The organism is Acidovorax sp. T1 (genome assembly GCF_002176815.1).
Lineage (GTDB): Bacteria > Pseudomonadota > Gammaproteobacteria > Burkholderiales > Burkholderiaceae_C > Acidovorax.
Window position 1 is genome coordinate 533104 of the sequence record NZ_CP021648.1, and the last position, 21441, is coordinate 554544.

A 21441-nucleotide genomic window follows, 5' to 3' on the forward strand; every position below is an offset into this window, starting at 1 on the left:
GGAGGTGCCGCTCAGCGGCGCGACACGAGCCGCATCCGCAGGGGATGGCGCGTGCGCAGGTTGATCTGGAACTCGGCTTCGGCCGGCTCGGTGCCGACGGGAACCAAACGGAAGCGCTCCGCCACCATCGTCAGGTGCGTGGCCATCTCCGCCATGGCGAAACCCGCACCCACGCAGAAACGCGGGCCGGCCGAGAAGGGCAGGTAGGCGAAGCGATGCCGGCCCGCGGCCGCATCGGGCATGAAGCGTGCGGGATGAAAGGCCTCGGGGCGCTCCCACTGGGCCGGGTCGCGGTGCAGCAGGTAGGGGCAGATGAAGATGTCGGTGCCAGCCGGCACGTGGTAGCCGCCCAGGGTGTCGTCCTGCACGGCTCGGCGGCTGAAGAGCCACACCGGCGGGTAGAGCCGAAGCGCTTCCTGCAGCACCTGTTCGACGTAGTCTGCCGATGCGAAGGGTGTCGCCAAGGCCTGGTCCGGCGCGGCTTCGGTGGGCGCCGCATTGGCGATGGCGGCGTGGAGCGCCGCCTCGGCTTCGGGGTGCCGGGCCAGCAGGTACCAGGTCCAGTTGAGCGTGCTGGCGGTGGTCTCGTGGCCGGCGACGATCAGCGTCATGACCTCGTCGAGCAAGGCCCGGTCGGGCATCGGCTCGCCGCTGGCCTTGTCGCGGGCCTGCATCAGCATCGAGAGCCAGTCGGACTCGACCCGCGCCTCCAGGCGGCGGGTCTCGATGATGGCGCGCACGAAGCGGGCCAGGCCGCGGAAGCGGGCCGCGAACTGCAGATCGCGACGGCTCTCTTCGGTCAGCAGGTCGAAGGGGCTGCCGCCCTCGGTCTCGACCAGTCGGTCGAAGTCCGCACTGAACAGCGCCCGCAGCACGATCTCGAGCGCGACGCTGCTGAGCTCGTGCGTCAGGTCGATGGGCTCGCCGCTGTCGGCATGCGCGCTCCAGCGCGTCAGCAGGTCAGCGTTGACCTGCCGCACCACCGGTGCGAAGCCGCGCGTGGCCTGGCCCTGGAAGGCCGGTTGGATCATGCGGCGCTGGCGCACCCACAGGTCACCGTCGCTGACGATCAGGCCGTTGCCGAGGAGCACGCGCACACGCTCCAGGCCCGCGCCCTTGACGTAGTTGCCGCGGTTGGTCAGCAGCACGCGGCGGATGTCGTCGGGGTCGTGGATGACGAGGCCGTCGCCCGGGCGCGTCAGCGACGGAACGCGACAGATCGGGCCGTAGCGTGAACGCAATTGCTGCAGCACCGGCAAGGTCTCATCATTGGCGTCGAGGTCGTAGCCCTGGTCGGGGCCCGGCGCCAAATGTCCCTGTGCCATAATCCAAAATTACCCTTGGTGGTGAGCCTTCGATTATGTCATGTGCGCGCCAATGCTGCGCCCATGCCCATCTCCGTCTTGATTGCCCATGACTTCGTGCTTTCCACGGCGCTCGAGGCTGCTTGGATGGACGAATTGCCGCTCGACCGCCGGATCCAGATCTCCCGCTGGCCCAGCGTTCGCAGCCGGCACCGCTCGCTGATCGCCAGCCGATTGCTGCGCGAAGGGCTTCGGCAGTTCGGTCACCGCGGCACCGTGCTCGCGTCGTTGCGCTACACCCCGCGCGGCCGACCGACGCTCGATCTGCCGGTCGACTTCAGCATCTCCCACTGCGAAGGGCGCGTCGTCTGCGCCGTGTCGACCGACGGCTCGATCGGCGTGGACGTCGAGGCGATCGGCACGCTGACGGGCGACGACTTCCCGCGCTACCTCAACGACGGCGAGCGTGCCTGGGCCGGTCGTGATCCGCGGCGCTTCTGTGCGGTTTGGACGCGCAAGGAGGCGGTGGCCAAGGCTGCGGGCGCCGACAGCCTGGACAAGCTTCGCGACATCGATACCCGGCCGGCGGGTGAGGACGCTGCATTCGCCGGCCAACTCTGGCAGACTTCGGCGCTCGATATGGGAAGCGCCCACGTGGCGCATCTCGCGTTTCGAAACCGGTGCGCGACACGGGTGTCCAGCGCATGGCTCGAACTCGACCTGTGCATCGATCGGGCCTGATTCCCCGACCCGCATCGCCGACCCACCCCCAACCGTCCTTCCTTTTCTGATTGGTGAACCAACGTGTCCAGACCTGAGCGTGCCCTCATCCTCGGCGCCGGCCAAGGCAGCCGCCTGCTGCCGCTGACCGAACAACTCCCGAAGTGCCTGCTCGACCTGGGCAATGGCCGCAGCATGCTCGAATGGCAACTGCGCGGACTGATGGAGGCGGGCATCGGCGAAGCGGTCGTCGTGACCGGCTTCCGTTCCGACCTGGTCGAGCAGGCGCTGCAACGCATCACGCCGGCCGGCATGACGGTGCGCACCCTGTTCAATCCGTTCTACAAGCTGGCCGACAACCTCGCGAGCTGCTGGATGGCCCGGTCCGAACTCCGGGCGCCTTGCCTCATCCTCAACGGCGACACCCTGTTCGAGCCCGAGATCGCGCGCCGTCTGCTCGCGGCACCCGCGGCGCCGATCACGGTCACCATCGACTGCAAGGCAGGCTACGACGCCGACGACATGAAGGTCGAGGTGGAGGGAGATCGCCTGCGCGCCATCGGCAAGACCTTGTCGGCCGATCGGGTCAATGGCGAATCGATTGGCTTCCTTCGCTTCGAGGCCGAGGGTGCGGCGCTGTTCGTCGCCGAGCTCGAACGCACGATGCGTACCGCCGAAGGCCCGGGCCTGTGGTACCTCTCGGCGATCCATCGCCTGGCCGGTGCGGGGGCGGACATCCGCGTGGCCTCGATCGAAGGCCTGCAGTGGGGCGAACTCGATTTCCCGGCCGACCTGACGTACGTCCGGACCCTGGCTGCCGGCTGGCTCGGCGCCAGCGCGACGCCGCAGACAGCGAAGCTTTCAGCGACCGCCTGAGGTGGACGGGCCATTCAGGCCCGGGCCCTCGGCCGCCACCAGTCGGCGCACCAGGTCCAGGTCCGCGGCCTTGTCCACGTCGATCGCGGCGCGCCCGTCGCGGATCGACACCAGCGCGAGCCGCGCACCGCCGGACAACGCGCCCAGCCGCTCGGCCGCTGCCGCCGAACGGAGCCAGCCCAGCCGATAGCGCAGCGCGAACCACCAGCCCAGGCGCTGCATCATGCGCAGCGGCTCCTTGCGCAGACGTTCCATCTCGCCCCAGAACACGATCACGCCGGCCGCCTTCGGCCGTGCCAGCAGGAACAGGTTGCAGCCCGAGAAGTCGTCGTCCGAGAAGCGCAGCCAGGTGCGCCGCGTGGCGGGCGCGGCCGCTTCGACCGCCTGGCGCGGTGCCAGCGCGGCGGCCACGTCGGCCTCGGGCGGGCAGGCGGCGAGGAATTCGTCGATCCATGCGGCCTGCAGCAGCGCGTGGTCGGCCGTGGTGACGAGCAGGGGCGTGCCTTCTTGTGCGAGTGCGGCGGCGACGGTGGCGCTCGGGCCTCCCTGCGTCGGCATGGTCGTCCAAGGCTTGCCGCAGACATCAGGCTGGAGACCGGGCAGGTCGTTCAGCAGTCCGGGTCGGTCGATCGCGATCACGATGCGCCCGACGGCCGGCGCAGCCACCAGTGCCGCGACGACGCGCTCGATCATGGTCGTGCCACCGATCTCGATCAGCGCCTTGTGGCTCACGCCGGCGTAGTCGGCCAGCGGGTCGCCGCCGGTCCGTGTGCCGGCCAGCACCAGCGCGGTGAGTGGGGCTGCCATGTCAGGTGGAGAGCGTCTTCTCGTACACGCGGTAGGTCTTGTACGGGGCGGCGCCGAGAGACTCGATGATGTGCCGCATCGGCCGGTTGTCCTCCAGGATCCACGACAGTTCGACCTGCTTCACGCCCTTGGCGCGCAGGCCCTGTCGCATCGTGTCGATGGCCAGGAAGGGCGCGATGGCGCCGGCCAGTTCGCCGCTGATGCTGCGGCTGATGCCCATCAGCGGCACGCGCGCCGTCTTCGTGCCGCGCTTGAGACGCAGCATCAGCTTGGCCCAATTGAAGGGCAGCAGCTTGCCGCCGAAGTCCGCGATCATCTCGTTGAGGTTGGGCAGGGCGATGCCGAAGCCCACGGCCTTGCCGTTGAGTTCGACGATGGCCACGCAGGTCGGGTCGATGAACATCTTCAGGCTCTTGGCCATGTGCGCGATCTCCGCTTCGGTGAACGGGATGAAGCCCCAGTTCTGCGACCAGGCGTCGTTGAAGATCGCGGTGACCGTGTCGAACTCTTCGAGGTAGCGCTTGGTGTCGAGGTTGCGCACCGTCAGCGCCGACGGCTTGCGCGGGCCGATCATGCGGCGCGCGGCGGCGGGCATCTCGTGCTCGATGTCGTAGAGGTAGGCGATCGTGTCCTTCGCCTTCGCGTAGCCCTCGGCCTCGACCCGTGCGCCGACGTAGCGGGCGTCGTGGCCCATCAGCATCATCGGCGGCGTATCGAAGCCATCGATCAGCAGGCCCGTCTCCTCGTTGATCGACAGGTTGAAGGGGCCGAGCACCTTCGTCTTGCCGCGCGCGGCGAGCCACGCTTCGGCGGCCTTGAACAGCGCCGCGAAGACCTCGGCGTCGTCTTCCGCGCAGATCATCCCGAAGTGGCCGACCGAAGGGTCCTTCACGAGCTTGTCGATCTGTGCGCTGATGCGGCCGACGTCGCGCCCGTCCTTGCGGGCGAGCCAGAACTGCGTTTCGGCATGCGCGAAGTAGGGGTTCTTGCGCGGCGACAACGCCTCGCGCCGCTCCATCATCAGCGGCGGCACGAAGTGCGGGTCGCGTGCATGGATGCGCGAAGGCAGCTGGATGAAGCGGTCCAGTTCCGCCGGTGTGCGCACCGGAACGATTTCGAGCGTGGTCATCAGACTTCAGACAGCCGGGCGGGCCTTGTTGCGTGCGAGGAAGCCGAGCCAGAGCGTGCGAACGCCGTGCCAGGCGAACGTCAGCCCTTGCCAGGCGGTGACGAGGTACAAGCCGGCCGGGCCGGCGCCGATCAGCAGCGCGAGCGCCATGATCGTCATGGTGATGTTGCGGCGGGCGATGAAGCTGCGCACCCGGCCGTCCAGCCGGGTCGCCGCGTGCAGCGCGAAGCCCAGGCGCGCCTTGGCGACGCCGAGCACGATGCGGTCGCCCAGGTAGAAGACGATCAGCCAGACGGCCGATGCGTAGAGCGGATCGTCCATCGACCGCCCGCCCAGGCCCCAGGCCCAGGCGAAGTACCAGAAGGGCGGGTGCACGATGTCCAGGCCATGGTCGAGCACGTTGCCGATGGCCGAGTCGGTGAGCGTCACGCGCGCGATCTTGCCGTCGACGCTGTCGAGCACGCTCATGCCGTAGGCGCACAGGAAGCCCAGCAGGAAGTCGCCCCGCGCGAACAGCGGCACGGCCACGACCGTCAGGATGATCGACAGCACCGTCACCGTGTTGGGGTGGATGCCCCAACGGGTGCACAGGCGCACCAGCGGCCACACCAGCGGCGGGTAGACCCAGCGCGTGAGCAGGTCGGTCGAGCCCTTGTAGTTGTCCCAGAACATCTGGCGCTCGAGCCGGCGGCGCGTGGCCTTGTCGTTCACCGCGTAGATCCAGTAGGGCAGAGAGCGCCGCAGCTTGTTGACGTAGGCGGGGAAGTCCTGCTCGTCGTACGGCGCGATACGGCCTGCGGCCAGCAGGGCGTCGGCCACCTCGCGCAGCGTCTGTGCGTCGGCCGGGATGGCGTCGATCAGCGCGGGCTCGAGGCGCAGCACGACGGCGCGTTCGGCGCCCTCGCCGCGGGTGGCGACGCACGGGGACGTGCCGCGCAGCAGCACGTCGATCAGCCGCGGGTCGACCGCATTGCCGCCGTCGATCGCCACCAGCGCGCCGCCGGCCAGCGCCTGGCGCAGGCGCGCGCCCAGCGCTGCGGTGTCGACCTCGGGTCGTGCAGCGGGCCAGGCGGTGCGCCCGGCGTCGACGCCGGACAGGACGACCTGCACCCCGGCATCGAGGTGCTTCACGCTGCGCCGCAGGCGCTCGACCGGCGGGATGCCGTAGAGGGGTTCGGCGCGGGTGGCGCCGGTGGTGTCGATCCAAAGATTCATAGACGCTCGGAGGCTCTCAGTTGCAGGAGGCCGATCGCGGCGAACAGCGCCGGCGCGGCGAGCGCGATGACCAGGGGGGGCCAGCGGGCGGCGAGCCCCAGGGCTGCGACGATCCCGTCGCAGAGAAGAAAGCCCAGGCCCAGGATCAGCGCCATCGCCATTCTCGACCCACCGCCCGTTCCGCGCGGCAGCGACACCGCCGTCGGCAGCGCCAGCAGCAGCATGACGAAGATCGCCAGCGGCGCGGCGTACGAACGGTACAGCACGCTCTGGTAGTAACGGTGGGGCTGGGTCCCGGTGCGCGTGCCGGCGATCACCTCGGCCAGCATGGCGGTCGAGAGGTTCGGCCGCGCGACGTCGAGCCGCAGCACGTCCTCGGGCCGCAGGTTGGTGTCCCAGGCGCGCTCGGCCACCTGGATGCGTTCGACGCGCCGGTCCCCATAGACGAATTCGTTGACGCCCTTGAACCGCCAGACCTGGCCGTCCCATTGCGCCTCGGTGGCGGTGAGTCGGCTCTGGATCAGGCCGCGGTCGTCGCGGACATACAGCCGGACGTCGATCAGCCGCCGGCCATCGGGGCTGGTGCTTTCCATGGACACGGTGCCGCCGGAGGTGTGCGCCCAGCGCTTGGTCGGCGTGTCGTCGGCCGGCGCGCTCGCGCTCCACCATTCCTTCAGGCCGTTCTCGGCCGGCGGCAGGACATGGTCGGACAGCACGAACTGGGCGACGGCCAGCACCGCCGCCAGCGGCAGCAGGTAGCCGAGCAGCCGCATCATGCTCAGGCCCGCCGTGCGCATGGTGGCGATCTCGAGGTTGCGCGCCATGTTGGCCAGCGCCATCAATGTGCCGAGCAGCACCGCGGGCGGCAAGGCCATCACCAGCTCGGCCGGCAGGCGCAGCAGGCCGTAGTAGACGATGCCGATGAAGCCCTGGTCGCGCTTGAGCACGTCGGTGGTCACGTCGAGTAGCTCGAGCACCTGCATCAGCGCGGTGATGACCAGCAGCAGCACGAGGATCTGCGTGCCGACGCGGCGCCGCAGGTACGAAGCCATCGCGCGGTTCATGGCGCGGCCTTCGCCACGTTGCTCAGGCGCCGCGGCTTGAGGCGTTCGATCAGGCGCTCCAGCACGCCGACGGTGCGCGACACCGGGTTGTCGCCGGGCCAGGCGAGGCTGCCGCGGAAGATCCACAGGCTCAGCAGCGCGAAGAGCAGGAAGGGCGTCCACACCGCCAATGCAGCGGGCAGGCGGCCGCTCTCGGCCAGGCTCTTGCCGAACTGGAGCGTGTGGTTGAGCAGCAGCAAGGCCAGCGACGCGAAGACCACGCCCGGCGTGCGGCGACCGCGCTTGGACGCCATGCCCAGCGGCAGCGCCAGCAGCGGCAGCAGCAGGGGCAGCAGCGCACGTGCCAGCCGGCTGTGGAATTCGGCGGCCGAGTCGGGGTCGCAGGTCTTGCACATGGCCAGCCAGAGTTCGGGCAGCGTGCGTTCGGTGGCCGTCTCGCCGCGATCGCGGTAGGGCGCACGCGTCTTCGAAAAATCTTCCACGTAACCGTCGACGAAGCGGGTGGTGGCGATCGCGCCGTCGGGCGTCTGGCGCACCCGCAGGCCATCCTCCAGCTTGAGGCGCATCTTGCGCGTGTCGGGGTCGCTTTCGAGCTGGCCGCGCACGGCGGTCGTGATCTCTTCGATGCCGTTCTGGCGCCGTTCCATGAACACGCCGGTGAAGCGGCGGCCGTTGTCTTCGACCCGGTCGGCGCTGAAGCTGAAGCCGTGGGCGATGTCGATGAAGCGGTTCTCTTCGATCTTCGCGTCCCAGTTGGTCTGCAGCACCGCGTCCATCTTCACGTGGTAGTCGTAGCGCGCCAGCGGCTGCAGCCGGCCAAAGAGGTAGAGATTGAACACGCACAGGAAGAGCGCGAGGATGAAGTAGGGCGCCGCGATGCGCGCGATCGAGCGGCCGGTGGCGAGCATCGCGTCGAGCTCGCTGTCGTCGCCCATGCGCGCGGCGGCCATGAAGATGGCGGCCGTGAACGCCACCGGCAGCGCGAGGCCCAGGTAGTGCGGCACCAGGTCGGCTGCGAGGAACAGCACGCTGGCGATCGATGCACCCGTGGACGCCGCGATGTCGAACAGACGCAGCAGGCGCTGGAGCATGGTCGCCAGCAGCATGGTCGCCAGCGCCGTGAAGAGCGGCACGGCGAACAGGCGCACCGCGTAGCGGTCGAGCCGATCGAACGAGAAAAAGCGCAAGGGACGATGCCTCAGTCTCTCAGGGGGCGGTGCGCTGCAGGGCCTCGCGCAGGGCGACGCTCAGTTGGGCGGTCATCGCGGCGTCGAGCGCGACGGCCGCGTCCAGCGCCGGCGGGCCGGGCCAGCCGGCGTCAGGGAAGGCCACGCCGTCGAAGCTGCGCGTGCCGTCGTAGCGCGGGATCACGTGGAAGTGCACGTCGGGGTCGACCATCATCAGCATCAGGTAGTTGATGCGTTCGTAGCCCACCACCTCGTGCAGCGCGGCCTCGATGCGGCGGACCATTCCCTGCATTTCCGCGAAGGCCTTCGCGCTCACATCGGCGAAGGCCTGGACCGGCTCCCGGCACACCAGCACCAGTGCCCCCAGCGTGGGCTGCTTGGGGCGCAGCAGCAGCGTCCAGCAGTCCGTCTGCGCGAGGCGTGTGGCGGGATCGCCGAATTTCGTTTCAGTGGCATTGGCCATCGCAGTCGTCCAGGGTCGTGTGTTGCTTGTGCTCAGCGGGCGACATTCTCGCCTGAGTCGCTTCAGCGAGCGCGCGGCAGGGCCAGCGCGTAGGCGCCGTCGGCGACGAAGGCCTCGGCCTCGGTCGACCAGCGGCGCACCTCGACCATGACCTGGGGGCCACCGGCGCCGTCCATCAGTCTCAGCCGGTGCCAGAGCGCGCCCTGGTCCTTCGGGTTCGGCACGGCCGACGACGAGGGCACGCAGAGGCATGGGATCGGCAGCGACGGGCCAGCGACCACGTCCATGCGGGCGTCGCGGGCGTGGCCATGCAGTACCAGCTCGGCGCCGGCACGCTTGAGCACGGCGCGCAGCGCCGGGGCGTCGGCCAGGGCCTTGCGCCAGCCGATGGCGCCTGCGGCCGGCGGGTGATGCAGCATGACGATGCGGGTCCGTCCCGCCTGGCCTTCAGCGATCAGCAGCTGTTCGAGGCGCGCGAGCTGCGCGTCGCCGAGCCGGCCGCGGGCCAGCAGCGGCGCGGTCGGCAGCGCCGAGTTCAGCCCGATCAGCGCCACACCGTCGCGGTGGTGCACGACGGGCCAGCCGTCGTCGGCGCGAGTCCAGCCCTGCCAGAGCCCGAGGCCCTGTGCGTGCGGCACGGGCACCAGGGCGTCGTGGTTGCCCGGGACGATGCTGATGCGCTCTGGCGGCGCGAGCGCCGTGAGCCAGCGCGCCGCCTGCTCGAATTCGCCGGGCAGCGAGAAGTTGGTGATGTCGCCGGTGACCAGGATGTGATCGACCGCATGGGCGCGCAGGTCCTGCGCGAGCGCGTCGAGGATGTCGGTGCGGTGCAGCGCGCGCCGCCGCTGCCACGACCAGGCACTGAGCTGGCGCTTCGACAGGCGTTGCCGTGGCGAGAGCACCGGCTCGAAGGGAAGGTGCAGGTCCGACACGTGGGCCAAGGTCAATCCGCTCATCGATAATCGCCCGCTGCTTTCTGTCTGGACACTCGCTTCGATCATGCCAAAACTTCTTACCCCGCGTGCCGGGCTGCCCAAATGAGCGCCGACAAGGTGCCCACCCAGCGCGTTGCCGGGATCGTCGTCGGCCAATCGCCCTTGCGTGTCTGGGGCCTCACGTCGGAGGCCCGCTTGCAGCGCCAGTTCGCGCGGGCCGGCATGGCGGCGACGCCGGCCGATGCCGACCGTGTCGTGCTGCTGCGGGCCGATTGGGTCTTCGACGAAGCGCTGGTGCGCGGCCTCGCCGGTGCGACGGACGACGTCGCGTTGCGGGCGGGCGAGGGCGACGGCGAGGTGGTCGCGCTGTCGGTCGCGGCTGCGCAGGCCGCCGAAGCCGCGACGCGGCTGGCCGAGCGGCAAGCGCTGGCCGGCGCACGCACCGTCTCGCCGGCGCAGATCGCCGACGGCTACAACGACAAACTGCGCAAGCGCGAACCGCCGTACCTGCTCCCGCTGACCGCGGAAAGCATGGACGCCATCGAGTGGCGCACCTTCCGCGGCGCCTACAAGGGCGTGACCGACCTGGTCACGCTCTACGCCTGGCCGCGGCCGGCGCGCTACGTCACGCGGCTGTGCGCCGAAGCCGGCATCACGCCGAACCAGGTGACCTCGCTCAGCCTGGTGCTGGTGCTGGCCGCGATGTGGCTGTTCTGGACCGGGCACTACGGCTGGGGACTGGCGGCCGCCTGGGGCATGACCTTCCTCGACACGGTGGACGGCAAGCTGGCGCGCGTCACGCTGAACTCGTCGCGCTTCGGCGACTTCTTCGACCATTCCATCGACCTGGTCCATCCGCCGTTCTGGTGGTGGGCCTGGATCGTCGGGCTGGCGGCCGTCGGCCTGCCGCTGACGCATGCCGCGCTGGCGCTCACGGCCATCGTCGCGGGCTACGTGCTGCAGCGGCTCGAAGAAGGCCTGTTCATCGCGTGCTTCGGCATCGAGATGCACGTGTGGGAGCGCTTCGACAGCCGCTTCCGGCTCATCACCGCGCGCCGCAACCCGAACCTGCTGCTGCTGACCGCGTCCCTTCCCTTCGGCCGTCCCGACCTCGGCATCCTCGCCGTGGCGATCTGGACCGTCGCCTGCCTGGCCGTGCATGCCGTGCGGCTGCTGCAGGCCGCCGTGGCGCGCCGCCGCGGCCCGCTGCGCTCCTGGCTTTCGGCCTCGACGTGAGCGAGGACCTGCGCGCGCTGATCGACGACGAGCTGCGGCGCGCCGTGTCGCCCGCCGTCGTCACGCTGGCCGAGCGGCTGGCCGCGCGCGCGCAAGGCGGGGCGGCCGCCGTGCTGTTCTACGGCTCGGCCCTGCGCGACAGCGCGCTCGACGGCGTGCTCGACTTCTACGTGCTGGTCGACCGCGTCGGCGACTGGCCGGGCTCGTGGCTCGCGGCCTGTGCCAACCGCGTGCTGCCGCCGAACGTCGGCTACCTGGAGGAGTCGGTCGATGGCCGCAGCCTGCGCGCCAAGTACGCGGTGATGACGGTCGCGCAGTTCCGGCGGGCGATGTCGGTGCAGCGCATCGACACCACCCTGTGGGCCCGCTTCTCGCAGCCCTGCGCCTGCATTCATGCGCGCAGCGAGGCCGACCGGCTCACGATGCGCGATGCGGTGTGCGACGCGGTGGTGGCCGCCGCGCATTGGGCGGCGATGCTCGGGCCGCTGCGCGCCGAGCCGGTCGCCTTCTGGCGCGCCCTCTATGCGCGCACCTACGCGGCGGAGTTGCGGGTCGAGCGCAGCACGCGCGGCGCAGACCTGCTCGCGCACGACGGGCCGCGCTATGCGCGCCTGCTGCCGCTGGCCTGGGAAGAGGGCGGGCTGGCCTTCACCACGGCGCCGGGCGAAGTGGCACCCGTGCTCGCGCCGGACGAGCGCACCACCGCCGAGCACCGCTGGCGCAGGCGTCGCCGGCTGGGGCCGGTGCTGAACCTGCTGCGGCTGCTGAAGGCGGCGCTGACCTTCGACAACGCCACCGACTATGTCGCGTGGAAGGTCGAGCGCCACAGCGGCTACAGGATCGAGCCCACCCCCTTCCAGCGGCGGCATCCGCTGCTGGCGGCGCCGGGCATCTACTGGCGCTTGCGCCGCCGCGGCGTGCTGCGCTGATGCGCCGAGAATGGGGGGATCTTTCCCGCCTTCTCGCCCATGCCCTTCTTTCCCCTGAGTTTTTCCCGGCATCGCCTCTGGCTGTGCACGGCGGCCCTGCTCGCATCCACTGCGTTCGCCGCCGAACCGAGTGCGCCGCCGCCGCGCGACGCCGAGGCCAAGGTCTACCCGACCCGCATCGCGCGCTCCTTCACCGTGCTCTACCAGATGCAGCGCGGCGGCATCCGGGGCAGCGGCGAGTTCGTCTGGAAACGAACGGCCGATGCCTACGAGGCGCACCTCAAGGGCACGGTCGCCGGCCTGGCGCTCATCAACTGGGGCAGCCAGGGCGGCTTCGACGCCGCGGGCGTGGCCCCCGGCAGCTACGTGGAGAAACGCCTGGGCAAGTCCGCGCGGGAGGCGACTTTCGTGCGCAGCGAATCGAAAATCGATTTCTCGGGCTCCGCCCCGGACATCCCGCTGGTGCCGGGCGCCCAGGACCGCGTGAGCTGGCTGGTACAACTGCAGGCCATCCTGACGGCGGACCCGGCCAAGGCGAAGGCCGGCGGGCGGGTCGTGATGCCCGTGGTGGGCGTGCGCGGCCGAGCCGAAACCTGGATCTTCGAAGCCTCGGGTGCCGAGACGGTCAAGACCCCCGCAGGCAACCTGCGGACCCAGAAGCTGACACGCGTGCTGCGCCAGCCCGACGACACCCGGGCGGAGGTCTGGGTCGAGCCGGCGCGGCAGTTCCTGCCGGTGCGCATCCGCCTCACGCTGCCGCCCTTCGACGCGCCGCTGGACATGACGCTGGCCGACGTGAGCGGATAGCCGTTTTCCTGCAGAACGCTGCGGAACTGGAGCCCCCGCCGGGGGCTTCCCGCAACCGGTATGCTTTAGCCCCCTCCCGATTCCTTCCGCAGAGCCGTGACTGCCACCTCCACCCCCCTTGAACGGGCTCCCGCCGCCTCAGCGGCTGCACGAAATTTCGCATGGCGGGGGCAGGCGCGCGCGCTGATCGACGACCTGTTCGAACGCTCACCGGCCATCTACTGGACCGACTTCCTGCTCAGCACGGGCATCGGCTGGGCGTTGACGGCCGTCTATTTCTTGGCGACGCCCTGGAGCGCCGTGCAGATCGCCGCGTTCGTGGTCGCCAGCCTGCTGTTCTTCCGCTCGGGCACCTTCATCCACGAGATCATCCACATGCCGAACCAGCAGATGGTGTGGTTCAAGCGGGCGTGGAACCTGTTGCTGGGCATCCCTTTCCTGATGCCGTGGATCATGTACAGCAACCACATCGAGCACCACAACCACCGCCGCTTCGGCACCCCGTCGGACGGCGAATACCTGCCGCTCGGTTCGTCGCCAGTGAAGGAAACCCTCAAGTACCTGGCGCAGGCGCCGCTGCTGCCGCTCTTCATGGTGGTGCGCTTCGGCGTGCTGGGGCCGCTGTCGTGGCTGCACGGCGGGCTGCGCCACTGGGTGCTGACGCGCGCGTCGGCGGCGGTGTCCAACCCGTACTACAGCGAGCGCTTCCCCAAGCGCTTCGAGAAGCACCTGAAGATCGTCGAGGCGCTGTGCTTCGCGTACATCGTGGCGCTCGCCGTGCTGGTCTGGCGCGACGTCATCAGCTTCAAGCACGTGGCCATGGGCTACCTGCTGCTGGCCTTCACGCTGGGGCTGAACTGGGTGCGCAACCTGGCGGCGCACCGGTACGTCAACGACGGCACGCCGATGGACCTGGCGGGCCAGGTCGAGGAATCCATCAACATCACCGGCCAGACCTGGCTGACCATCGCCTTCTTCCCGGTGGGCCTGCGCTACCACGCGCTGCACCATCTCTTCCCGGCGCTGCCGTACCACAACATGGACGAAGCGCATCGCCGCCTGATGCAGAACCTGCCGGCGGATGCGTCGTACCGCATCACCAACCGCGACAGCTTCTTCGCCGCCGTGCGCGAGCTCTGGCAGTCGGCCCGGCAGACGCCGCACGAGCAATCGGCGATGCGTGCGTGGCTGCCGCGGTCCGGCCGATCTTGATCGCCAGCGTACCCGGAGGGACGCCTCTCTCCGAAGTGATCGAGTCGCTGGCGAACGCCGCGCTGCCGCCGTGCCTCATCGTCAACCCGCTGAGCTTTCGCGCCTCGCGCGGCCTGGCCGAGCAGGCGCAGGCCGTGGCGAAGGCGCAGGGCGCGGAGGTGGTCGTGGTCGACGGGCCCGCATCGCTCACCGCCGCGGTCGAGGCCATCCTGGCCCGTCGCCAGCGCCACGTGATGGTGCTGGCCGGCGACGGGACCGTGCGCGCGGTCATCGACCAGCTGGCCAGCCTGCCCACGGGGGCCTGGATGCCGGACCTGCTCGTGCTGCCCGGCGGCCGCACCAACCTGACGGCCGCCGACCTGACACCGGGTATCGACGCGATGCGCCTGCTCGAGCGCGGCCTGGCGGCCGTCGCGGACAAGCGCTGGGATGCTGCCGTCGTCGAGCGCGCCACGCTGTGCATCGAGCAGGGGCCGGCACCGGCACGCCGCGGCCTGTGGGTGGGCGCGGCGCTGATCGACGGCGTGATCCGCCGCACGCACGCCCACCGCATCGGTGGTGACGGCGCGCTGCGCACCGGCCACCTGAGCACGCTGTCGTCGCTGCTGCGCCTGGTGGTTCTCGCGTTGCGCGGTCGGTCGGGGCTGTCGTGTCCGACATTGCGCATCGATGCCGGTCCGCTGGGCCGCTTCGAGGGCAAGGTGAACCTGCTGCTGGCGACGACGCTGCAGCACCGCCAGGGTTTGTTCGACCCCTACGCCACGCGCGCCGATGGCGGCATGCGCCTGACGGCCGTGTCGCGCCATGCCAGCCGCTTCTACCGCTCGCTGCCGCGCCTGCTCACGGGGCGTTTCTCGCGCGCGATGGACACCGCCCACGGCTTCCTCAGCGGCGGCTGTGCGCAGGTCGAGATCACGGGCCTCGGCGGCTATTCGCTCGACGGCGAGGCCTACGACACCGACCCGGCGCGCCCGGTCGTGATCCGTCGCGGCCCCTCTCTTCGGTTCTTTGCCGCATGAGCGGTGAGCCCATCGACGCCGTGACCGCCGCCCGCGCCCGCGGCGCGGTGCCCATGATCGCCGCCTTCGTGCGCGCCTATCCCGGTCGCAGCCTGGCCGCGCTCGCCGCGGTCTTCGTCGCGGGGCTGCTCGACGGCCTCGGCATGTCGATGCTGCTGTCGATGCTCACGCTCACGACCGCCGACGATCCGGGCCGCAAGCCCTCCATGCCCGAGCAGGTCGCCACGCGCATCGCCGATGTCCTCGGCCTGCAGCCGACCGCGCCGGTCATGCTCACGCTGGCGATCGCGCTGATCGCGCTGCGTGCCGGACTCACGCTGGTGGCCAACAAGCAGGTCGGCTACACGGTGGCGCACATCGCCACCGACCTGCGCCTGGCGCTGATCCGCGCGGTGATGGGCGCGCGCTGGAGCCATTACCTGCAGCAGTCGGTCGGCCGGCTGTCGAACGCGGTCGCCACCGAGGCGCAGCGTGCCTCCGAAGCCTTCCAGTACAGCGCCGAGATGGCGGCGATGCTGCTCAATTCGCTGATCTACATGGGCATCGCGCTGGCGATCTCGTGGCAGGCGGGCGTGGCCACGGCGATTGCCGGCGGCCTGCTGCTGACGCTGCTGCACACGCTCATCCGCAGCTCGCGCCGCGCGGGTCAGCACCAGACGCAGCTCTTGACCTCGCTGCTGTCGGCCATCGGCGCGCAGCTGGCCGCGGCCAAGCCGCTCAAGGCGATGGCGCGCGAAGACCACGTCGATGCGCTGCTGTCGGACCAGATGAAGCAGTTGCGCCGCGCGCTGCGCCGCCAGGTGGTCAGCCGCGAAGCGCTCAGCGCGCTGCAGGACCCGCTGCTCGCCATCATGGTCGGCACCGGCTTCTTCCTGAGCCTGGTGGTGCTGAAGATGCCGCTGGCGTCGGTGCTGGTCATGCTCTTCCTGCTGGCGCGGGTGGTGAGCTATCTCTCGAAGACGCAGCGCGCGTACCAGCAGATCGTCGTGCGCGAGAGCGCCTATTGGGCCCTCATCGACGGCATCGACGCCGCGCATGCGCAGGCCGAGCCGAAGGGCGGCGACCGCACGGCGACGCTGTCCGACGGCATCGCGTTCGACGGCGTGCGCTTCCGCCACGGCGACGGCCGCCTGGTGCTCGAGGACGCGTCCTTCACCATCCACGCGCGCGAGCTGACCGTTGTCGTCGGCCCCTCGGGCGCCGGCAAGACCACGATGCTCGACCTGGTGGTCGGCCTGCTGCAGCCGGAGGCCGGCAGCGTGCGCGTCGATGGCGTGCCGATGCCCGAGCTGGCCCTGCGCCCCTGGCGCCGGCAGATCGGCTACGTGCCGCAGGACTCGGTGCTGGTCAACGAATCCATCGCCTACAACCTCGCGCTGGGCGAGCAGGACCTGAGTGAGGCCGACCTGCGCGATGCCCTGCGTGCCGCCGATGCGCTCGACTTCGTCGACGCCATGCCCGAGGGCCTGCAGACGCGGGTGGGCGAGGGCGGATCGCGCCTGTCCGGCGGCCAGCGCCAACGCCTGGCCATCGCGCGGGCGTTGGTGCACAAGCCCAGCCTGCTGGTGCTCGACGAAGCCACCAGCAGCCTCGACGCCGAGGCCCAGGCCGTGGTGATCGACACCGTGCGGCGCCTCAAGGGCTACCTGACCATCCTGGCCGTGGCGCATCAGGGCCTGCTGATCGACGCGGCCGACCGGATCTACCGGCTGGCCGATGCAGAGGTGAGTCTGGTGCGCGGTCCGCAGGAGCCAGAGGGGGACGCATGAGCGACGCGCCGGGCCGCCCCAAGAAAGCTCGCACCGCAGTGCGCAGCACGAAGGTACTCCTGTGAGCGACGCGGAACGCCCGGTCGACCTCGGCCGCCGCCTGCGGCGCGCCCGCCGTCGCGCGCTCTTCCTCGGCCTGCGCACGGTGCTGCGCGTGGCTGGCTTCCAGCGCGTGCGCCTGCTCGGCCAACTGACGGGCGCGCTGCAGTACCGGCTGGCCTGGCGCCAGCGCCGGCGCATCGCGCACGACATGGCCGTGGCGCTCGGCCGCCCGCCCGGCGACCCGTCGATCGCGCCGCTGCTGCGCGAGGCCTACCGCGTGAACAACACTGCCGTGCTCGAGATCCTGGCGATGTTCGACCAGCGCCAGGACGAGGACATGCTCATCGCGCGCTGCGAGGTCGACGGCCTCGCGCACCTGCGCACCGCCATGGCCGGCGGGCGCGGCGCGATCCTGCTGGCCACGCACATGGGCAATGCGGCGCTGCTTACCATCAAGCTGGCCCGCGCCGGCTGGGGCGTGAGCGTGGTCTACCGCGAGGCGCGGATGATGTCGGCGGGCCTGCTGCAGAACGGGCTCGAGCAGTACGGCATCGAAGGCATCCTCGCGAACACCGGTCTGCGCGCCTACGCCCAGATGGTCTCGGCGTTGAAGCAGGGCCGCATCGTCTTCGTCATGATGGACCAGGGCGTGCAGCAGGCCGAGACCGGGCTGATGCAGCGCTTCCTGGGCAAGGACGCCGCCATGCCGGCCGGCCCCGCGCAACTCGCCCGCGCGGCGCGTGCGCCGCTGCTGCCGGTGACCACGACGGCGGCCGAGCCGGTCTGGCGCTTCGAGATCCAGCCGCCGGTGCTGTTGGGTCAGGGGTCACTGGCGTCGGATGTCGAGCGCCTGGTTCAGCTCACCGAACAGCAGGTGCGCCAGCATCCGCAGCTGTGGAGCTGGCATCACCGCCGCTGGCGCAAGCTGCCGCTGGCCACCACGCCGCCGCCCGTCGCGTCTTCCTGACGCGGCCTTCTGACGAAGCCCCATCGGACTTGCTTTCGGTGAGTTCGACTTGCTGCTGTCATCTAAAATTCAATCATTCGACTATGATTGAATAATGGAAACAAATGAGGCTGTCCGTGCGCTGGCCGCGCTTGCCCAACCCCTGCGGCTGCAGGTCTTCCGGAGTCTGGTGATCGCCGGCACCGACGGCATGACGCCCGGGGCGCTGGTCGAAGCCCTCGGTGTCCCCAACACCAGCCTCTCGTTCCACCTCAAGGAGCTGACGCATGCCGGCCTCGTCACGCAGGAGCGCCAGAGCCGCAATCTCATCTACCGCGCTGCCTTCGACCAGATGAAGGCGCTGCTCGGCTACCTCACGGACAACTGCTGCCAGGGCGAGGCTTGCATGGCCTCGGACGGCTCCCTTCGTTGTTGATCTCCACCAACCCACCGACCATCATGACCGACACCCTCCACAACGTGCTGTTCATCTGCACCGGCAACTCCGCGCGTTCCATCCTGGCCGAAGGCCTGCTCAACCAGTTGGGCGGCCGCCGGTTCAAGGCCTTTTCCGCCGGTAGCCATCCCAAGGGCGCCGTGAACCCGCTGGCACTCGAAACGCTGCGCACGCTCCACATCGAAGACCGCGGCTACAGCAGCAAGAGCTGGGACGAGTTCGCCAAGGAGGGCGTTGCGCCGATGGACTTCGTGATCACCGTCTGCGACCAGGCCGCGGGCGAGATGTGCCCGGTGTGGCCCGGCCAGCCGATCACCGCGCACTGGGGCCTGCCAGACCCCGCCGCAGTGGAAGGCACCGAGGAAGAGAAAAGGCGGGCCTTCATGGACACGGCGGTGACGCTCAAGCGCCGCATCGAGTTCATGCTGTCGCTGCCGATGGACAAGCTGGAGCGCATGGCCATCCAGCATGAAGTGCGCGAGATCGGGACCCGCCGGTGAAGATGATCGTCCTGATCCTCCGCACCCACAAGAAACGCGCCGTGTGCGAGCAGCCCCCATGCTGACGGCCATCCTCATTTTCATCTTCACGCTCGTCCTGGTCATCTGGCAGCCCAGAGGCCTGGGCATCGGCTGGAGCGCGTCGCTGGGCGCCGTGATCGCGCTGATCTTCGGCGTCGTGCAGCTGGGCGACATCCCGGTGGTCTGGGGTGTTGGCGCCGGCCGAAATTTGACCCACTTGTGAGGGTTGTGCCGGTTCAAATTTGACCCGGGTGTTCAGCCTACCCTGCTGCTTTTTTAAGCGGTGGGGGAATGAGGATTGATCACCATGGCCATGATTGGCAAGGTCCTGCGGATGCACCACCGCGAGAACAAATCGGTGCGAGAGATCGCGAGGGCGACGAGCCTGTCGCGCAACACGGTGAGGAAGTACCTGCGCGTGCCGGTGGCGCAGCCACCGAAGTACGTGCGCCGAGCGGCCTCGACGAAGCTGACGCCGTTCGTCGAGATGGTGAAGATGGCGTTGTTGGCCGACGCGCGTCGCCCGAGGAAGGAGCGGCGAACCGCGCGAGCGCTGCTGCAGCAGATTGCGGCGGCCGGCTATGAAGGCGGCTACACCCAGCTGACCGACTTCATCCGCGCTTGGAGAGCGCAGCAAGGAGGTGTCGCAGTCGGCAAGGCATTCGTGCCGCTCGCCTTCGAGCTGGGCGAGGCGTTCCAGTTCGATTGGAGCGATGAGGCGCTGGTGATCGGCGGGATCTACCGCAAGCTGCAGGTTGCGCACATGAAACTGTGCGCGAGCCGCGCGTTCTTCCTTGTGGCGTATCCGGGCCAGGGGCACGAGATGCTGTTCGATGCCCACACCCGGTCCTTCGCGGCGCTGGGCGGGGTGGCGCGTCGCGGGATCTACGACAACATGCGCACGGCCGTGGACAAGGTCCACAAGGGCAAGGGCCGCACCGTCAACGCCCGCTTCTCGGTGATGTGCGCGCACTATCTGTACGACCCCGACTTCTGCAACGTCGCCTCGGGCTGGGAGAAGGGGGTGGTGGAGAAGAACGTGCAGGACAGCCGCCGGCGCATCTGGATCGACGCGCGTGAGCGGCGCTTCGCCAGCTTCGACGAGCTCAACGCCTGGCTGGGCGAGCGCTGCCGGGCGCTGTGGGAGGAGATCAGGCATCCCGAACACAAGCAGTTCAGCGTGGCTGAGGTGCTCGAGCACGAACGGGTGCAGTTGATGCCGATGCCCGCCGCCTTCGACGGCTACGTCGAGGAGGTGGCACGGGTGAGCAGCACCTGCCTGGTGTCGGTGGCGCGCAATCGCTACTCGGTGCCATGCGAGCTGGCCGGGCAGATGGTCAGTTCGCACCTGTATCCGACGCGCGTAACGGTGGTGGCCGGCGACGTGGTCGTGGCCGAGCACGAGCGGCTCACGGACAAGGGCAAGACGCTCTACGACTGGCAGCACTACATTCCGTTGGTGCAGAGGAAGCCGGGGGCGTTGCGCAATGGAGCGCCGTTCACGGATCTGCCGGAATCATTGCAGCGGCTGCGCCGGGGGCTGTTGCGCGAGAGCGGCGGCGACCGCCTGATGGCGCGGGTTCTAGCCCTGGTGCCGACGGCGGGACTGGAGGCGGTGCTGGTGGCCGTGGAGTTGGCGTTGGACGGCGCGCCGCCGTCGGGGCGCGTGAGCGTCGAGCACGTCATCAACGTGCTGGCGCGTCTGAACGCTGCGCCGAGGCCGGCCAACGTGCAAACTTCGCTGCAGGTGCTGACGCCGCCGATCGCCGATACGGCTCGCTACGACCGGCTGCGCGACATCCAGGAGACCGGCCATGCGTGACGTCATTGCCGAACTCAAGGCGCTTCGCCTGCACGGGATGGCCGGGACCTGGGCCGATCTGATCGAGCAGAACAATGCCGAGCTGGAGCGATCGCGCTGGCTGGTCGAGCAGATGCTGCGCGCCGAGACGACAGAGCGCGCCACGCGATCGGTGAGCCACCAGTTGAACGCGGCCAAGTTCCCGGTGCATCGGGATCTTGCGGGGTTCGACTTCGAGGTCTCCCCGGTGGACCGCAAGCTGGTGGCGCAATTGGCCGAGATGGCCTTCACTGACGAGGCGCACAACGTCGTGTTGGTGGGCGGACCCGGCACCGGAAAAAGCCATCTTGCGACGGCCATCGGCGTGGCAGGCATCGTGCAGCATGGCAAGCGCGTGCGCTTCTACTCGACGGTGGACCTGGTCAACGCGCTGGAGCAGGAGAAGGCCCAAGGCAAGGCGGGTCGCATTGCGGCGAGCATGCTGCGCCTGGATGCGGTCGTCCTGGACGAGATGGGGTACCTGCCCTTCAGCCAGGCCGGAGGGGCGCTGCTGTTCCATCTGCTGTCGAAGCTCTACGAGCACACCAGCGTGGTGGTGACGACCAACCTGGACTTCGCCGAGTGGTCCAGCGTGTTCGTAGATCCGAAGATGACCACCGCGCTGTTGGACCGGCTCACGCATCACTGCCACATCGTGGAGACGGGCAACGACAGCTACCGCATCACGCACGCCACGGCCAACTCGAAGAAACGCATCAGGGCTCGCGAGCAGGAGCTCAAGGAGGCCAAGGCGCCACCCAACGACCTCACCTGATCAACCGCACGCAGGGACAAGGCGCTGCGGGCTTCGCCCTTCGCGCCCTATGGGACCGAACATCAACAAGCAAGTGAAAAGGAGGAAAGCGCTACAGTTGTCCACAGCCAGCATCAACGATGCCGGCCTCCGTCCCCGGGTCAAAGTTCAACCGGCAGGGTGGGGGTGCGGATAAAAACTTGGACTGG

Annotated in this window: 21 protein-coding genes and 1 pseudogene; 14 read left to right on the forward strand and 8 right to left on the reverse strand. The window is 69.5% G+C overall.

From position 1 onward, the window contains the following. Positions 1-11 precede the first annotated feature (11 nt). On the reverse strand, positions 12-1325 hold the full coding sequence (locus tag CCX87_RS02585) for a cytochrome P450 (protein ID WP_087743492.1): 1314 nt from the start codon (positions 1323-1325) through the stop codon (positions 12-14). Between the two features lie 63 nt (positions 1326-1388). Between CCX87_RS02585 and CCX87_RS02590 the strand changes: the two genes are divergently transcribed. Both CCX87_RS02590 and CCX87_RS02595 read left to right on the forward strand, forming a co-directional pair. Then, positions 1389-2045: a 4'-phosphopantetheinyl transferase family protein gene (locus tag CCX87_RS02590; protein WP_011806205.1), complete on the forward strand. Its 657-nt coding sequence runs from the start codon at positions 1389-1391 to the stop codon at positions 2043-2045. Positions 2046-2108: 63 nt separating this feature from the next. Further along, entirely contained in the window at positions 2109-2900 is a 792-nt protein-coding gene (locus tag CCX87_RS02595) for a phosphocholine cytidylyltransferase family protein (RefSeq protein WP_087743494.1), read from the forward strand. Here CCX87_RS02595 and CCX87_RS02600 read toward each other — a convergent pair. From CCX87_RS02600 to CCX87_RS02630, 7 genes are all read right to left on the reverse strand, one after another. Next, positions 2886-3707: a nucleotidyltransferase family protein gene (locus CCX87_RS02600; protein WP_087743496.1), complete on the reverse strand. Its 822-nt coding sequence runs from the start codon at positions 3705-3707 to the stop codon at positions 2886-2888. The two genes, CCX87_RS02595 and CCX87_RS02600, sit on opposite strands and share 15 nt — an antisense overlap. Before the next feature lies 1 nt (position 3708). Continuing rightward, the gene (locus CCX87_RS02605; protein WP_011806202.1) at positions 3709-4836 is read right to left on the reverse strand and encodes a hypothetical protein; all 1128 of its coding nucleotides are present in this window, start codon (positions 4834-4836) and stop codon (positions 3709-3711) included. A 6-nt stretch (positions 4837-4842) separates the two neighbouring features. After that, positions 4843-6051, reverse strand: a complete 1209-nt coding sequence (locus tag CCX87_RS02610; protein ID WP_011806201.1) for a CDP-alcohol phosphatidyltransferase family protein — start codon at positions 6049-6051, stop codon at positions 4843-4845. After that, positions 6048-7115: an LptF/LptG family permease gene (locus CCX87_RS02615; RefSeq protein ID WP_011806200.1), complete on the reverse strand. Its 1068-nt coding sequence runs from the start codon at positions 7113-7115 to the stop codon at positions 6048-6050. Before CCX87_RS02615 ends, CCX87_RS02610 begins: the two co-directional genes overlap by 4 nt. Continuing rightward, on the reverse strand, positions 7112-8302 hold the full coding sequence (locus CCX87_RS02620) for an LptF/LptG family permease (protein ID WP_157667096.1): 1191 nt from the start codon (positions 8300-8302) through the stop codon (positions 7112-7114). Before CCX87_RS02620 ends, CCX87_RS02615 begins: the two co-directional genes overlap by 4 nt. Positions 8303-8321: 19 nt before the next feature. Next, a complete protein-coding gene (locus CCX87_RS02625) occupies positions 8322-8765 on the reverse strand; it encodes an HIT family protein (RefSeq protein ID WP_087743500.1) in 444 nt (147 codons plus the stop codon). 62 nt (positions 8766-8827) lie between these two features. After that, entirely contained in the window at positions 8828-9766 is a 939-nt protein-coding gene (locus CCX87_RS02630) for a metallophosphoesterase family protein (RefSeq protein WP_232476466.1), read from the reverse strand. 36 nt (positions 9767-9802) lie between these two features. On the opposite strand from CCX87_RS02630, the gene CCX87_RS02635 reads away from it, so the two are divergent. The 12 genes and pseudogenes from CCX87_RS02635 (at position 9803) to istB (ending at position 21253) form a co-directional block, all read left to right on the forward strand. Further along, positions 9803-10936 (forward strand): CDP-alcohol phosphatidyltransferase family protein, encoded by a 1134-nt coding sequence (locus tag CCX87_RS02635; protein ID WP_087743503.1) that lies wholly within the window; start codon positions 9803-9805, stop codon positions 10934-10936. After that, positions 10933-11865, forward strand: coding sequence for a hypothetical protein (locus CCX87_RS02640; RefSeq protein WP_198314757.1), 933 nt, complete (start codon positions 10933-10935; stop codon positions 11863-11865). Before CCX87_RS02635 ends, CCX87_RS02640 begins: the two co-directional genes overlap by 4 nt. Positions 11866-11904: 39 nt before the next feature. Continuing rightward, the gene (locus CCX87_RS02645) at positions 11905-12672 is read left to right on the forward strand and encodes a DUF3108 domain-containing protein (RefSeq protein ID WP_087743506.1); all 768 of its coding nucleotides are present in this window, start codon (positions 11905-11907) and stop codon (positions 12670-12672) included. A 96-nt stretch (positions 12673-12768) separates the two neighbouring features. Then, entirely contained in the window at positions 12769-13884 is a 1116-nt protein-coding gene (locus CCX87_RS02650) for a fatty acid desaturase family protein (protein ID WP_087743509.1), read from the forward strand. A 35-nt stretch (positions 13885-13919) separates the two neighbouring features. Then, positions 13920-14903, forward strand: coding sequence for a diacylglycerol kinase family protein (locus CCX87_RS02655; RefSeq protein ID WP_011806192.1), 984 nt, complete (start codon positions 13920-13922; stop codon positions 14901-14903). After that, complete coding sequence (locus CCX87_RS02660) at positions 14900-16672, forward strand: ABC transporter ATP-binding protein (RefSeq protein ID WP_083766767.1); 1773 nt, start codon at positions 14900-14902, stop codon at positions 16670-16672. The genes CCX87_RS02655 and CCX87_RS02660 overlap by 4 nt, the downstream gene beginning before the upstream one ends. Before the next feature lie 61 nt (positions 16673-16733). Further along, positions 16734-17681 (forward strand): lysophospholipid acyltransferase family protein, encoded by a 948-nt coding sequence (locus CCX87_RS02665; RefSeq protein WP_011806190.1) that lies wholly within the window; start codon positions 16734-16736, stop codon positions 17679-17681. 94 nt (positions 17682-17775) lie between these two features. Further along, positions 17776-18096 (forward strand): ArsR/SmtB family transcription factor, encoded by a 321-nt coding sequence (locus CCX87_RS02670; protein WP_011806189.1) that lies wholly within the window; start codon positions 17776-17778, stop codon positions 18094-18096. Between the two features lie 20 nt (positions 18097-18116). Further along, on the forward strand, positions 18117-18617 hold the full coding sequence (locus CCX87_RS02675; protein ID WP_041836362.1) for an arsenate reductase ArsC: 501 nt from the start codon (positions 18117-18119) through the stop codon (positions 18615-18617). Between the two features lie 58 nt (positions 18618-18675). After that, positions 18676-18831 (forward strand): annotated as a pseudogene (locus CCX87_RS02680) (ArsB/NhaD family transporter); the annotation flags it as partial. Between the two features lie 114 nt (positions 18832-18945). Continuing rightward, complete coding sequence (istA, locus tag CCX87_RS02685) at positions 18946-20460, forward strand: IS21 family transposase (RefSeq protein WP_087748140.1); 1515 nt, start codon at positions 18946-18948, stop codon at positions 20458-20460. Then, positions 20453-21253: an IS21-like element helper ATPase IstB gene (istB, locus tag CCX87_RS02690; protein WP_011806186.1), complete on the forward strand. Its 801-nt coding sequence runs from the start codon at positions 20453-20455 to the stop codon at positions 21251-21253. Before istA ends, istB begins: the two co-directional genes overlap by 8 nt. Positions 21254-21441 lie beyond the last annotated feature (188 nt).

What these genes read in the sequence shown, in the direction of transcription:
- CCX87_RS02600 (WP_087743496.1), bottom strand. Translation starts at nt 3,707, where the DNA reads ATGGCAGCCCCACTCACCGCGCTGGTGCTGGCCGGCACACGGACCGGC.
- CCX87_RS02630 (WP_232476466.1), bottom strand. Translation starts at nt 9,766, where the DNA reads ATGATCGAAGCGAGTGTCCAGACAGAAAGCAGCGGGCGATTATCGATG.
- CCX87_RS02670 (WP_011806189.1), top strand. Translation starts at nt 17,776, where the DNA reads ATGGAAACAAATGAGGCTGTCCGTGCGCTGGCCGCGCTTGCCCAACCC.
- CCX87_RS02605 (WP_011806202.1), bottom strand. Translation starts at nt 4,836, where the DNA reads ATGACCACGCTCGAAATCGTTCCGGTGCGCACACCGGCGGAACTGGAC.
- CCX87_RS02625 (WP_087743500.1), bottom strand. Translation starts at nt 8,765, where the DNA reads ATGGCCAATGCCACTGAAACGAAATTCGGCGATCCCGCCACACGCCTC.
- istB (WP_011806186.1), top strand. Translation starts at nt 20,453, where the DNA reads ATGCGTGACGTCATTGCCGAACTCAAGGCGCTTCGCCTGCACGGGATG.
- CCX87_RS02610 (WP_011806201.1), bottom strand. Translation starts at nt 6,051, where the DNA reads ATGAATCTTTGGATCGACACCACCGGCGCCACCCGCGCCGAACCCCTC.
- CCX87_RS02660 (WP_083766767.1), top strand. Translation starts at nt 14,900, where the DNA reads ATGAGCGGTGAGCCCATCGACGCCGTGACCGCCGCCCGCGCCCGCGGC.
- CCX87_RS02590 (WP_011806205.1), top strand. Translation starts at nt 1,389, where the DNA reads ATGCCCATCTCCGTCTTGATTGCCCATGACTTCGTGCTTTCCACGGCG.
- istA (WP_087748140.1), top strand. Translation starts at nt 18,946, where the DNA reads ATGGCCATGATTGGCAAGGTCCTGCGGATGCACCACCGCGAGAACAAA.
- CCX87_RS02645 (WP_087743506.1), top strand. Translation starts at nt 11,905, where the DNA reads ATGCCCTTCTTTCCCCTGAGTTTTTCCCGGCATCGCCTCTGGCTGTGC.
- CCX87_RS02635 (WP_087743503.1), top strand. Translation starts at nt 9,803, where the DNA reads ATGAGCGCCGACAAGGTGCCCACCCAGCGCGTTGCCGGGATCGTCGTC.
- CCX87_RS02615 (WP_011806200.1), bottom strand. Translation starts at nt 7,115, where the DNA reads ATGAACCGCGCGATGGCTTCGTACCTGCGGCGCCGCGTCGGCACGCAG.
- CCX87_RS02585 (WP_087743492.1), bottom strand. Translation starts at nt 1,325, where the DNA reads ATGGCACAGGGACATTTGGCGCCGGGCCCCGACCAGGGCTACGACCTC.